Genomic DNA, 13113 nt, shown 5'->3' on the forward strand with positions numbered 1-13113 from the left:
GTCGTGCAGCCCCTCTTTCAGGGGTTGCCGATGGACGAGCGAAGGACAATCAGTGGCTGGCCACAAGGACATCCCCCGGGTGAAAAACCCACCGTCAGGCGACGGGCATCACGTCACCCATCGTTACATGACGGCCACCGAACTGGCCGAGCGCGATGCCAGGCAAAATGCCTACGACGCCATGCTCGCCCGGCAGCAGGCCTTCGAAGACAGCCTTCAGGTCGCTGCGAAAAAGGGCAATGTTGTCCGCGCGGGCTGCGTATTCGCCAAGTCCTGCAAACTGCCCGATGCAATCATCGACTACACGAATCCCTCTGGCGTTGTTCCGACTGACAGTCTGAAAGACTACGGTGAACTGGTTCTGCTCGGTGCTCGCGAGGCCGATGAAAGCGGTGTCGTGCCGCTCAAGAAAATCAGTGGCACTGCGATTCCGGCGGGTTTCGGCAGCTTTGCGCTAGCCGGCTCAGCGTTCACCGCACTGCCCGCCGTCGCCGCCAGCACCGCCACGGCTACCTTGGCAGGCCTGGTGGCCCTGGTCATACCGTCGAGCCTTGGCGACAGCTCGCTCTACACCGAAGACCAACTGCGCGCCCTTAAACAGGCCCGCACTCGCGTACGCCTCAGAGTCGAGCAACAGGCTGACGGCAGTCTCAAGGGATACGGTTTCTACACCGGTAAAAACCGTGACTGGGAGATGGTCGATGTCGTGCAATTCACCTTGCGCGGCAGTCAGCAGGTGGCTGATCTTGGGGACGGTATAGAGCTGATCTGGACACCGGCCGAGGACGGTTCAAACATCCTCGGCATCCCCGCCCTGGAAGCCGCACCGCAAGCACCACACATCTGGGTTTACCCGCCGACGAAGGCGGCTGACAGCATCATCGTGAATCCGGTGTACCCGCCTGAGTACAAGGATTTCATTCTGGTGTTTCCGGCGGATTCGGGGGTGTTGCCGGTTTATATTGTGGTGAGTGTTGCAGGAAGACGGGTCCCTAACCCCGATCACGACTATCACTCTGCACCTGAAACAGAGGAAATCACTGGTTTCTTGGGCTTGAAAGAAGCAAAGAAGAAAAACCCACGACAAGGGGGTGGTGGACTTCGGGAGCGCTGGATTGATGCCAAAGGTCGAACAATTTATGAATGGGACTCTTTGCATGGAGAGCTGGAAGCTTATCGGGCAAGCGATGGAAGTCATCTAGGCTCGTTCGACCACCTAACAGGCAAACAAATAGACCCGCCTAAAAAAAACCGCAGCATTAAAAAGTATTTGTGAGGGCAAGATGGGACTGAAGGTCAGATTGGACTGGTATGACAAAGAAACGGAAATAGCAGCCGGCAAAGAATACTCCGCTGATCTTGGTGATGACGGTTCAGTAATCGATGCATTAGGCCTGATGGCGGAAAGCGAGATCTACGACGGTGGATTTGACGTTTTATCGGCGTGGGTACCCAAGCTTCAGCCTCTGTTCAAGCATAAGATCAATATTGCTGCTTTTGATTACCAAGTTGCATTTCGATATCGGCAAGTATGGTAATTCCCCCAAAAACACAAAACCCCGACCAGCGCACCTGATCGGGGTTTTCTTTTACCCTTCGCTCCGCTTAGTGCGCAACGCGGCTGGTGCCATCAACCGTGGCAATCCGCACCCGCTCACCCACGCGGAACACTTCGTTTGGCTGAACTTCCTGCACGTAGGCGCGCATGCTGCCATCGTCTTCGCGCACGGTGATCTCAACACCTTGCGTACGGGTCAGGCCTTCTTCGGCGGCCGAGCCTATCAGGCCGCCGGCGACAGCGCCGATGACCGCTGCGACGATGCTGCCGCGACCGCCGCCAATGGCGCTACCGCCGACACCACCCACGGCTGCGCCCGCGACGCTGCCGATCGGGGTTTTGGTGCCTTCGATTTTCACCGGACGCAGCGCCTCGATAGTGCCCATGCGAATCGTCTGCACACGACGCGCTTCGTCACGGGAGTAGGAGTCACCGGTCAGGCTCGATTGGCAGCCAGTGAGCAACATCGCCATCGTGGAAAAAGAAGCAACCAGTAGAACAGACTTACGCATAGCATCAAACTCCATAGGACAGGTATCCATTAAACTCCGCAGCTTGACGCCTGTCACGGCATTGCCCGGATAAAATTGGTTTCATTCAGGCCCGATACAGGCGCTTTATCGAACTCGGCATACAGTAGCGCCAAATTACAAAATCTGCGCCACTGACCCAAGGATTTTCATGGATTACTTCATCATTGTCGTCACGACCGTCGCCGGCTTGTACTTCCATTGGTGGCTGTACGTGCGGATCAAACGCTGGATGGACCGCGATCTGGCGTTGTCACTGGCGGGTAAAGACGAACAGAAAAGAGCCTTCATGCTCCAGCAACTGGCGAACGCTCAAGCGCAGAAGATCAAGCGGCGGGACCTGCCTCAGTGGCTGGCGGCGGCTGCGGCAGGGTATCCCGATCGGTAGGCTATTTATGGCGCCAGACGCTCACGAACCCAGTCGGTGCCTTTCAAGCGGTAGTTGAGGCGATCGTGCAGACGGCTCGGACGACCCTGCCAGAATTCGATGCGCTCGGGTAGCAAGCGATAGCCGCCCCAGTGCTCGGGGCAGTGAGGCTGAGTATCGCTGAAACGTTGCTCGGTGTTCTTGAGCAGCGCTTCCAGTTCGCCGCGATCGGCGATCACCCGGCTCTGGGGCGAGGCCCAGGCGCCGAGACGACTGCCCAGAGGGCGAACCTGATAATAAGCGTCGGACTCTTCAGGCGTAACCTTCACCACCCGCCCTTCGATGCGTACCTGACGCTCCAGGGCTGGCCAGAAGAACGTCATGGCCGCAAATGGATTGGCTGCCAGTTGCTGACCCTTGTCGCTTTCATAGTTGGTGAAGAAGGTGAAGCCCTGCTCATCCAGGCCCTTGAGCAGCAGAATGCGGCAATGCGGCCGCCCCTGCTGATCGACGGTGGCCAGCGTCATGGCATTCGCCTCCACCGGCACCTGCTCGGTTTTCACCGCATCGGCAAACCACTGATGGAACAGCGCGAACGGCTCGGCCGGGGCTTGCGCCTCGGTCAGGCCATCTCGGGTGTAGTCGCGACGCATATCTGCCAAGGGCCGGGTCATGGCGCATTCCTTTTGGTTAACGAATCACTTCTTTGTGTCATCGGCGACAGCGACTTTCTTGGTGTCGACAGCGGCTTTGGCCGGCGCAGTCTTTTTCACCACGGCTTTTTTGGCTGGAGCCTTGGCAGCCGCTTTCTTGGCCGGAGCCTTTTTCGTCGCCGGCACAGCCGCTTTCTTCGCAGCAGGCGCCGGGGTCACAGGCTTGGCCACTGGCTTGATGTCTTGCGCAGCGACCATGGTTTTCACTGGTGCCGGAGCCGGCATGTTGTACTTGCTCAGCAACGCGACCATGGTGTTTGCCGGCGTCACCAACAGCTCGACGCGACGGTTCAAGGCACGACCTTCAGAACTGTCGTTGGCGGCACGCGGAGCCTCACCACCCATGCCACGCAGCATCAGGCGATCACGCTGCAGACCGCTGAGACGGAAGATCGCCGCCACCGACTGGGCGCGCTCCTGGCTCAGCTTCACGTTGGCCGGAGCGGCGCCCGACGTATCACTGTGACCGAGTACCAGCACGGCTGTCTTTGGATCGACTTCGAGGATTTTCGCGACACGGGTGAACGGGCCGAGGGTCACCGGCAGCAGCATGGCCGGACGGTCAGGGTTGAACGAGCCTTCTACCGGCGCAGTGACGACCAGCACGTTTTCACGGCGCTCGAGTTTCAGGTTGCTGTCCTTGATCGCCTCGCGCAGACGCGGTTCGTAGTCGTCGAGCCAGGCCTGGGTGACTTTCGGGTCGGGCATCGGCACGGCCTTGGCGGTGCTTTGCTCCTTGCCGCCGAACGGCCACCACCAGTTGCCACCGGCATCGGCTTCAGCCTTGGCTGCAACGACCGGCTTGGCTTCAGGTTTAACGTCTGGTTTCACGTCCGGTTTGGCCACTTTGTCGGCAGCGTCATCGGAACCGAACGGCCAGTACCAAGGGGATGCACTGTCAGCCTTGGCGACGGGGGCTGTTGCAGCAGGTTTCAGCGGGGCCGGGGCCGGTTCTTTGGTCGCAACCTTGTCGGATGAACCGAACGGCCACCAGCTGCCGCCGTCTGCGTCATTTTGTGGGGTTTGTGCGCAACCGGTGATAGCGAAGCACAGGGCCAGGGCGAGAGTTTTATTGGATGACATTGGATATCCACAAAATGAAGTAATGAAGAATCAGACCGGGTTAGCCCGGATAAACAGCGCTTTGAAACCACAAAGGCTTTCGGGTTCCGGCCCTGGCCCCCTTAAGCGTGATTTACAGACAAGTGGCCAGTACTCGCACAAGCTTTTGCGCTCGTGGATCCATCAAGACGTACGGCCCCAGGGTATTTGTCACAAAGCCGAAAGCCACATCGTATTGCGGGTCAGCAAAACCGATGGAACCGCCGGCGCCGGGGTGACCGAACGCCCGTGGGCCGAGGCCGTAGGTGGCGTTGGGTACGTCCGGTTGATCGAGCATGCAACCCAGGCCGAAGCGAGTCCGGGTCAATAAAGTCTTGTCTTCGCCGACGCTGTGCTCGCGGGTCAGCTCGTCGAGCATTTCGCTTTCCAGCAGGCTGCCGTCGAGCAAACCGGCGTAGAACCCGGCCAGGCTGCGGGCATTGCCGTGGCCATTGGCGGCCGGCTGCTGCATGCGCCGCCATTCCGGTTTGTTGGTGCTAGTCATTATAGACGGCGGGTTGGTGAAGGCCCGCGTGCTCATGGCCGTCGGCTCGCGCATGGTCACTTGCAGCAAGCGCTGGGCTGCGGCATCGCCAAGGTTGCCTTTGCTGCGGGCAATGTGCGCCACGCGATGGAACTCTTTGTCGGCGAGGCCGACGTGGAAGTCCAGCCCCAAGGGCTTCGCGACCCGCGCCACAATGGACTCGCCCGGCCCACGACCGTCGGCGCGACGCAGTAACTCACCGACCAGCCAGCCATAGGTGATCGCCGCATAACCGTGACCTTCACCCGGTGTCCACCATGGTGCTTCGGCGGCCAGGGCATCGACCATGGTCTGCCAGTCGTAAAGTGCTTCTGGCGCCAGCAATTCGCGCAGGGCCGGCAGGCCGGCCTGATGGCAGAGCAAGTGGCGCAGGGTCACGGACTCTTTGCCGGCGGCAGCGAACTCGGGCCAGTAGCGAGCGACTGGAGCATCCAGTTGCAGCTTGCCTTCGGCCACCAGTTGCAGCGCGGTCACGGCGGTGAAGGTCTTGGTGCAGGAAAACAGGTTGGCAATGGTGTCGCTGTGCCAGGCTTCGGTGCCGTCCTTGTCAGCGGTACCACCCCAGAGGTCGAGAACGGTTTCCCCGCCAATGCGGATGCACAACGCCGCGCCACGCTCCTGAGGATCGTCGAACAGCGCTGCAAAAGCTTCGCGCACCGCTTCGAACTTAAGCTCGTAATGACCCTGAATCTGCACCCACAACTCTCCCGGATAAACGCTCTATAAAGTGGCCCGCATTGTTCCAGCCCTTGAGGGATTTGGGAACAGGGTCGGGTCGGGCGGTCGCCCATGGAATTAATCAGGAGCCTCTGTGGCGAGGGAGCTTGCTCCCGTTGGGGCGCGGAGCGCCCCCCTATTCCCAGAATGGGACTGCTGCGCAGTCCAACGGGAGCAAGCTCCCTCGCCACAGGGGATCTCAGTGCTTAATGACCATTGCCCGAATGCCCACCCGCATGGCCGGTACCGTGCTCCGCACCTTTGCCAGCAGCGCCTTGCTTGCCGCCCTCGCCTTCATGGTTCCCGGTGGCTTTTTCCGCCTCGGCCCTGGCCTTCTCGGCCTCTTTGCCGAGTTGATCGACAGTCTGCACATTGCTTTTGCGTACCGTGTCGACAAAGCCCTGGAACGGCAGGTCAGTAATGCCCACCAGCCCGAAGTGACCGTTCTCGCCGTCCAGCAGGCGACCCGTCACCGGTTGATCGAGGTACTGGAACCAATGCACCCCGACAATCGACGGTTCGCTCATCGCTTGTTTGAGGAAGTTGGCGTAGGCCGGGCCGCGGTCTTCTTCTTTCGCCAGTTGTGTCACGCCACCCCAGAACGGGCCGCGATCCGCCGATCCGAAGTTGAATTCGGTGATCAGTACCGGCTTGTCCAGGCTGCGCAGTCTGGCGAAGTCGTAACCGTCCTGGGGTTGCAGGGTGTACATATTGAAGCTCAGCACGTCGCAGTATTGCGCGCAGGACTCAACGGCTTCAGGGGTGCTGACGGCAAAACGGCCGCCCAGTAACAACTGGTTCGGCGCATGCCACTTGAGCGAGTCAGAGACGGTTTTGAAGTACGTGTCGGCGAACACTTTCTGGAAGTATTTGAAGTCGGCTTCGATTTCCGGGTACTCGGCGCTCGGCTGCGGCGGCACGAAGCCCGGGTCTTCCATCAATTCCCAGGCTGACAGATCAATGCCCCATGCCTTGGAAAGGCCCGCCTGGTTGCGGTACTTGTCACGCAGTTGTTTGAGGAAGGCACGTTTGGCCGGCACATCGGTGGTCATTTTCAAGGTGCCGTAGGCCAGCGCGTAACGGGCCTTCGGGTCATCGCCGGGACCGGCCCAGGCCAGTTCATTGTCGGCGAAGTAACCGATCAGCCACGGATCGTCGCGATGGTCGCGGGCGGCGATGGCCACGGCGCGTTCGGTGGCCATGGCGAAACGCGGATCGAACGGATCAGGCATGCCGCCCCACCAATCGGTGCCGGTGCTGATGCTGGCGTAATCGCCGACGATCGACAGTGGCAAGGTGTACGGCACTCGGTCAGCGTTGCCGAACACCGGTGCGCTCCAGTTGCCAATGGTATTGAAACCCCAGGCTTGCAGGCGATCGAGGGTGTGGCTGGCCCAGCGTTTTTCGTCGAAAACCACTTTGCAGGGTTCGGTGGCCGTTTGCCCGGCCGCTTTTTCGACTGACGCTTCAACGGCGCCAGTCTTGGCCGCTTCGGCAACCCCGGCGCCGGATTCGGTCGCCGCAGGAGCGGCTGATTGCTCGGCAGCCTTATCGGTCATCGCCTCGGCCGCATCGGCCTTGGCCGCTTCGGCGACACCAGCCTTGGTGTCGCTGCCCGATGCACAAGGCTCGCCATACAGACGCTGCAGGTTGGCGCCATAAAAATCGTACCAGCGCCCGGCGTTATAGGCTCGGCCCTGATCGGCGCCATTGCCGCCACGGTTGTCGCCTTCGCCATAGTAGCTGGCAAGGGGCTCGTCGGGTTTGGGCAGGGACTCGAACATCCACTCGCGACCGGCGACGTAGGTCTGGTTTGCGCCCGGGGTCACGCTGTTGACGCCGAGGGAATAGAACGGATGCCCTTCCGGGGTCACCAGGTACCAGCGGCCATCACGCTTTTCGGTGCGGAAAAAGCCGCTGGCCTTGAACGCAGGGCCTTTGGTCCAGCCGCCGAACTTGTCCAGGGACTGCTTCTCACGCTCGGCCAGCCAGCTTTTCAGTTGTTGCTGTTCTTTGGCCGCAGCGGATTTCAGTTGCTCGTCGCTGCTGACCTTCTCCGGCCATTTGGCCCGGGTCGATTGGCCGTAGGCGTCCACCAGACCGCCATAAGCGGCCTTGGTGACAGCCTCGCCATCCTGCACGCCGAAGCGCTCGAGCAGGATGCTCTGGGCGACTTTCGGCTGATCCATCGACAAGGTCACTGACACCACTTGGCTGCGGTCCAGCTCACCGGCGCTGCTGGCCAGCAATACACGCTGGCCTTCGAAGTTGATCGGCATCGGCGGGCCGGCTTTCATGCCCTGGCTCAAAGGTGTACTCGGCTGCAGTGGTACCAGCAGGGTTTGCGCCGGGCCGGCCGGCAGATCGACACGGCTGACCAGGGTCTTGCCGTCGTTGCTCTGGATTTTCACGTACAGGGTCACGGCCCAGTTCATCGCGCTCTGGATCCGCAGGCTCATGACACCCGACTGCGACCAGTCCCAGGCACCGGTCTGCGGCGTCAGACGCAACGTCGGCTGGGCGACCGGGTTGAAGGTCACGCGGCGCAGCACTTCGCCTTCGGCCGTTTGCTCCGCGTTGGATTGCGGCAGGCTGGCGTCCTGGGTCGCCACCTGAACCACATCGGCGGGACGCACAAAGTTGAACAGCGTCTGCTGGCCGGCAGGGGCCGCCAGCAAAGGGGCTGCGAACATCAAGGCAAAAACGGCGGGCAACGAGCGGCGAATCATAGGAACGTGGATCTCCCAAGCGACCATCAATGGGCCAGTGGAAAAGCGGTGGCAGTGAGGTAGACAACGCGGTGGGCTTATTTGCCCACCGGTGCATCAGGAAATTTCACGACGAAATGGTGGCAGTGCATTGAGAATAGCTTTGCCGTAGCGTTGTGTGACCAGACGACGGTCGAGCAAGGTGATGGTGCCGCGGTCTTCTTCGGTCCGCAGCAAGCGACCGCAGGCCTGGACCAGTTTCAGCGAGGCGTCCGGCACGGAGATTTCCATGAACGGATTGCCACCGCGAGCCTCGATCCATTCCGCCAGCGCCGCTTCGACTGGATCGTCAGGCACCGAGAACGGAATCTTGGCGATCACCACGTGCTCGCAGTACGCACCGGGCAAATCCACGCCTTCGGCGAAACTCGCCAGGCCGAACAGCACGCTGGAATCCCCACCATCAACCCGCGCCTTGTGCTTGTTCAGGGTTTCCTGCTTCGACAGGTTGCCTTGAATGAACACTTGCTTGCGCCAGTCGCGGTCCAGACCGTCGAACACGTCCTGCATCTGTTTGCGTGAGGAGAACAGCACCAGGGTGCCGCGTGAACCTTCTACCAGTTGCGGCAGGTCGCGGATGATCGCGGCGGTGTGAGCCGGCGCATCACGCGGGTCGGCTTTGAGGTCCGGCACCCGCAACACACCGGCATCGGCGTGATGAAACGGGCTCGGGACCACGGCGGTCACGGCTGTTTTAGGCAGACCGGCACGCATGCGGAAGCGGTCGAAAGTGCCGAGAGCGGTCAGGGTCGCCGATGTCACCAGCGCCCCGTAAGCCACGTTCCACAGGTTACGCCGCAGCATATCCGCCGCGAGGATCGGGCTGGCATTGACCTCGATGTCGAACAGCGAACCGCTTTCGGCCAGGGTCAGCCAACGGGCCATCGGTGGGTTGTCTTCCGGGTCTTCGACGGTGAAGGCGGTCCACAACTCCCAGTTGCCCGAAGAGCGCGACAACAGGCTGCCGAACAGCGGATACCACTCTTCGGCCTGGTTGCTGGCGATGCCGATATTGACCTCGCCGTCCATGCCTTCCTTGAGCAGGTCGGTGAGCCGGGTGAACAGGTCGGTCAGGCGGGCAAAGCCCTTCTTCAGCTCGATGCCCATTTCGCGCATGTGCTCGGGAATCACCCCGCCGACAAAACGGTGACGTGGCCGCTCGCGACCTTCGACGTCTTCGCCGGGCTTGAAGTCGGCGGCTTGCTCACAGGCGCTGAACATGAACTGCTGCTGGGTCTTGATCTCACGGGCCAGCTCCGGCACCTGCTCGATCAATTTGCCCAGATCGCCCGGTAGCGGGTGCTGGGCGAGTAATTTGGTGAGGTTCTTGGCGGTGGTTTCCAGCCAGTCGGCGGTGGAACGCAGACGCGTGTAGTGAGCGAAGTGACCGATGGCCTTGTCCGGCAGGTGGTGGCCTTCGTCGAACACATAGATGGTGTCACGCGGGTCCGGCAGAACCGCACCGCCGCCCAGGGCCAGGTCGGCCAGGACCATGTCGTGGTTGGTCACAATCACGTCGACCTTGCCCATGCCTTCGCGGGCCTTGTAGAAGGCGCACTGGCCGAAGTTCGGGCAATGACGGTTGGTGCACTGGCTGTGATCGGTCGTCAGGCGCGCCCAGTCGGCGTCTTCCAGCGCCGTCGACCAACTGTCGCGATCGCCGTCCCACTTATTGCCGGCGAGCTTCTCGATCATGCTGGTGAACAGCTTCTGGCTGGCCTCATCGACCTCGATCTTGAAGCCTTCTTCTTCGAACAACTGCGCGGTGGCAGTCTGCGCGTGACCTTCCTGGAGCAACATGTCCAGCTTGGACAGGCACATGTAGCGCCCGCGCCCCTTGGCCAGGGCGAAGCTGAAATTCAGCCCGCTGTTGCGCATCAGGTCGGGCAAATCCTTGTAGACGATCTGCTCTTGCAGGGCCACCGTGGCCGTGGCGATCACCAGACGCTTGCCGGCGGCCTTCGCGGCAGGGATGGCCGCCAGGCTGTAGGCCACGGTTTTGCCGGTACCGGTGCCGGCTTCCACCGCGACAATCGCGGGGTCGCCACTGCGCCGGCCTTCGTCGTCGGTGTCGATGTCACCGAGGACTTTGGCAATTTCGGCGATCATCAGGCGTTGGCCGTAGCGCGGCTTGAGGCTCTTGGCTTCGAGAAAACGCGAATAGGCGCCCTGGATCGTGGTTTTGAGTTCGGTGCTGATCATTGGTTGTCGGGCGCAAAAAATGCTGGATAAATTTTCAGTGGTTCGGATCGGCGGCTATCATACCGCGCTAATCAATCCCGCGCAGAACGGAGTACCTCAATGACACCTTTTGGCATCGTTTATACCCTGCATGTCATCGCTGCCCTGGTGTGGGTCGGCGGCATGTTTTTCGCCTGGATGGTCTTGCGCCCTGCGGCGATGAAGGCGCTGGAAGGCCCTGCCCGGTTGAAGCTGTGGGTAGAAGTGTTTCAAGGTTTTTTCCGCTGGGTCTGGATCGCCGTGGTGCTTTTGCCGATCAGCGGCGTGGGCATGATTCATCTGCAGTTCGCGGGGTTTGAAGCGGCGCCGCGGTATGTGCAGGTGATGATGGGATTGTATGTGGTGATGACGGCGCTGTTTATCCGGATTCAGGCGCTGATGCTTCCGGAACTGCGCACGGCGGTGGCGGCTCAGGATTGGCCGACGGGTGCGGCGGTGCTGGGTAAGATTCGGCGGTTGGTGGGGATTAATCTGGTGGTCGGGTTGGTGCTGGTGGCGATTGCGGCGGCGCGGCCGTGATCGTTCCCACGCTCTGCGTGGGAATGCCTCAAGGGACGCTCCGCGTCCAGTGACGCGGAGCGTCACGGGCTGCGTTCCCACGCAGAGCGTGGGAACGATCGCTTGAGGGGCTTACAACCGCTGAATCGTCACCGAACCCGCCACTCCCGCAGGCCCCGGCTGACCGTCGGCACCGGGGCGGCCGCTCTTGCCGCCATCGGCTTTATAGACGATACAGCCCTTGGCCTTGCCGCCCGCCCCTGGTTTTCCACCGGGCCCTGCCGTACCACCCTCCCCGCCCGCAATCTCGACCTTGATCTGCTGCGCAGGGTAATCACGCGGCACTTCCAGCCGAACCAGCGCCCCTGGTGCGCCCGGCTGGCCGTCACTGCCATTACTGCCATCGGCGCCGCGACCGGCCTGGCCCCAGGTACAACCCGGTGCTTGACCATTAGCCCCATCAAGGCCGACAAAACCTGGAGCACCCGCGCCACCGCGAGCGTCTACCGACAATTGCGGCGCGTTCAACGCTTTGATCTGCAAATCCAGATTGCGTCCGGAGCGAGCGGCCTTGAGGTAAGTCCCCGGCGCGCCACGTGCAGTGATCTGACTGCCTTCGGCCAATTCGGCACGGCTGACCTTCAACGCCAGGGCTTGTTCGCTCGGCACAATGGCAATCCGCGCGTCGCGTCCCAGGTGCAGCTCGCCGACCGTCACTTCGGTCACGTTCGAGGGAATCAGCAAAGTCCCGTAATCGGCGACTTCCAGCCGTTCCAGTTGCAAGGTACTGGTGGTGTTGGGCAAGCGCATCAGCGAGTTGGTTTCGACGCTCACCACCTGCGCGCAGGCCAATGGGCTGATAAATGCAGCGAGTAGACAGAGTTTACGCATGGGAGGCCTTCGAAGCGGCCGGGGCCGGAATGGTTTGCAGGTGGAAAACGCCGAAAAAGACAATCTTCAGGCGATCACGCCAAGGATGGGCTCGACCTTTGAGGCTGCGGTTGCAGAACACCAGCTCCAGAAGATGAAGCCCTGCCAACACAGTGCCTGCAAAATTGATCAGCAGGTGAAACGGATGAACAAACGGTATGAGCAGATTGGCCAGCACCACCAACCAGAACAGCAGGGTCAACAACTTCCCCAGCCCCCAAAACACCTTCATACGCTCCCCCGTTGAGAATTATTCTTTGCGCGCACAGTAACGGCTTACACGCGGGATAAGCCAGAGGGCAACAAAAAATTCTTCCCGAAGGTCGCGAATTGGCCGTCGGATCAACCTGAATCGGTGTCCGACGGCTCTATTACAAGGCTTAGCGATTGATGTGCAATTCCACGCGACGGTTTTGCGCCCGTCCTTCTTCCGTGTCGTTATCGGCCACCGGCTGGCTTTCGCCCCGGCCTTCGCTGGTGAGTTTGTCTGGCGCGACTCCCTGGCTCAACAGGTAGGCCGCGACGCTGCTGGCACGACGTTCCGACAGTTTCTGGTTATAGGCGTCCGAACCCTGACTGTCGGTATGACCGATGACTTTAATGCTCACCACATCGGTGTTTTGCAATTTGGCCATCAACGAATCCAGCTCACTGCGCGCTTGGGGCATCAGCTCGGATTGGTTGTAAGCGAACAGCACGTTGCCGTTCAGGGTGATGACTTCGGAGACCGGTGCTTCAACAGGTTTCACGCTGGCCGGGTATTGCGGCAGCGGGCAACCGTGATGTTCGACAGGGGTATCGGCAGGTGTATCGGGGCAACGATCACGTCGATCGAAGACGCCATCATCGTCTTCATCGCCATCCTGGGCGTAGCAGATCAGGCCACCGGTCAAGATCCCGAGCGCCGCTCCACCCGCTGCCCAGGCACTACTTTCGATCGCGCCCAAACCGCCGCCGACCAATCCACCCAGGACGCTGCAGATTGGCCAGGTGCGTTGATTCAGAGGGGCGGTGCCATCGCTGTGAGTCGCACAACCGGTCAGAAGACTGCCAAGCAGCAGAACCGGCAAGACGGTCCTTGTAAGAACGCTCATTGTGAATGCTCCTGTGTCACCGGCCCATACCGGTCACACAGGAGTAAAGACC

General features: G+C 60.9%; 13 protein-coding genes. 4 read left to right on the forward strand and 9 right to left on the reverse strand.

Annotation, left to right across the window (positions count from 1 at the left end; translation table 11 throughout):
* The first annotated feature begins 52 nt into the window (after positions 1–52).
* Both AC1RQB_RS22035 and AC1RQB_RS22040 read left to right on the forward strand, forming a co-directional pair.
* Positions 53–1276: a colicin E3/pyocin S6 family cytotoxin gene (locus AC1RQB_RS22035; protein ID WP_063342691.1), complete on the forward strand. Its 1224-nt coding sequence runs from the start codon at positions 53–55 to the stop codon at positions 1274–1276.
* Positions 1277–1283: 7 nt separating this feature from the next.
* Positions 1284–1538: a colicin E3-like toxin immunity protein gene (locus AC1RQB_RS22040; RefSeq protein ID WP_063342690.1), complete on the forward strand. Its 255-nt coding sequence runs from the start codon at positions 1284–1286 to the stop codon at positions 1536–1538.
* Positions 1539–1605: 67 nt separating this feature from the next.
* On the opposite strand, the gene AC1RQB_RS22045 is transcribed toward AC1RQB_RS22040, so the two are convergent.
* Complete coding sequence (locus AC1RQB_RS22045; protein WP_008072797.1) at positions 1606–2070, reverse strand: outer membrane lipoprotein; 465 nt, start codon at positions 2068–2070, stop codon at positions 1606–1608.
* A 169-nt stretch (positions 2071–2239) separates the two neighbouring features.
* Between AC1RQB_RS22045 and AC1RQB_RS22050 the strand changes: the two genes are divergently transcribed.
* On the forward strand, positions 2240–2476 hold the full coding sequence (locus tag AC1RQB_RS22050) for a hypothetical protein (protein WP_063342689.1): 237 nt from the start codon (positions 2240–2242) through the stop codon (positions 2474–2476).
* A gap of 5 nt (positions 2477–2481) precedes the next feature.
* Here the strand turns inward: AC1RQB_RS22050 and pdxH are convergent, their stop codons facing one another.
* The 5 genes from pdxH to dinG form a co-directional block, all read right to left on the reverse strand.
* Positions 2482–3129: a pyridoxamine 5'-phosphate oxidase gene (gene pdxH / locus AC1RQB_RS22055; protein WP_063342688.1), complete on the reverse strand. Its 648-nt coding sequence runs from the start codon at positions 3127–3129 to the stop codon at positions 2482–2484.
* Between the two features lie 24 nt (positions 3130–3153).
* On the reverse strand, positions 3154–4251 hold the full coding sequence (locus AC1RQB_RS22060; protein ID WP_063342687.1) for an OmpA family protein: 1098 nt from the start codon (positions 4249–4251) through the stop codon (positions 3154–3156).
* A 112-nt stretch (positions 4252–4363) separates the two neighbouring features.
* The gene (locus tag AC1RQB_RS22065) at positions 4364–5509 is read right to left on the reverse strand and encodes a serine hydrolase domain-containing protein (protein ID WP_063342686.1); all 1146 of its coding nucleotides are present in this window, start codon (positions 5507–5509) and stop codon (positions 4364–4366) included.
* A 227-nt stretch (positions 5510–5736) separates the two neighbouring features.
* Entirely contained in the window at positions 5737–8259 is a 2523-nt protein-coding gene (locus AC1RQB_RS22070; RefSeq protein WP_063342685.1) for a beta-galactosidase, read from the reverse strand.
* A gap of 96 nt (positions 8260–8355) precedes the next feature.
* Positions 8356–10500 (reverse strand): ATP-dependent DNA helicase DinG, encoded by a 2145-nt coding sequence (gene dinG, locus AC1RQB_RS22075; protein ID WP_008072773.1) that lies wholly within the window; start codon positions 10498–10500, stop codon positions 8356–8358.
* A 99-nt stretch (positions 10501–10599) separates the two neighbouring features.
* Here dinG and AC1RQB_RS22080 point away from each other — a divergent pair, with 99 nt between their 5' ends.
* The gene (locus tag AC1RQB_RS22080; protein WP_063342684.1) at positions 10600–11058 is read left to right on the forward strand and encodes a CopD family protein; all 459 of its coding nucleotides are present in this window, start codon (positions 10600–10602) and stop codon (positions 11056–11058) included.
* Between the two features lie 111 nt (positions 11059–11169).
* On the opposite strand, the gene AC1RQB_RS22085 is transcribed toward AC1RQB_RS22080, so the two are convergent.
* The 3 genes from AC1RQB_RS22085 to AC1RQB_RS22095 all read right to left on the reverse strand — a co-directional run bounded on the left by AC1RQB_RS22085 (position 11170) and on the right by AC1RQB_RS22095 (position 13061).
* Positions 11170–11928: a collagen-like triple helix repeat-containing protein gene (locus AC1RQB_RS22085; RefSeq protein ID WP_063342683.1), complete on the reverse strand. Its 759-nt coding sequence runs from the start codon at positions 11926–11928 to the stop codon at positions 11170–11172.
* The gene (locus tag AC1RQB_RS22090; protein ID WP_032830505.1) at positions 11921–12199 is read right to left on the reverse strand and encodes a DUF1145 domain-containing protein; all 279 of its coding nucleotides are present in this window, start codon (positions 12197–12199) and stop codon (positions 11921–11923) included. The genes AC1RQB_RS22085 and AC1RQB_RS22090 overlap by 8 nt, the downstream gene beginning before the upstream one ends.
* A 148-nt stretch (positions 12200–12347) precedes the next feature.
* Entirely contained in the window at positions 12348–13061 is a 714-nt protein-coding gene (locus tag AC1RQB_RS22095; RefSeq protein WP_008072767.1) for a PA1041 family peptidoglycan-binding anchor lipoprotein, read from the reverse strand.
* Between the last annotated feature and the right edge of the window lie 52 nt (positions 13062–13113).

The sequence above is a fragment of the Pseudomonas sp. GW822-FHT02E03 genome, assembly GCF_058802325.1.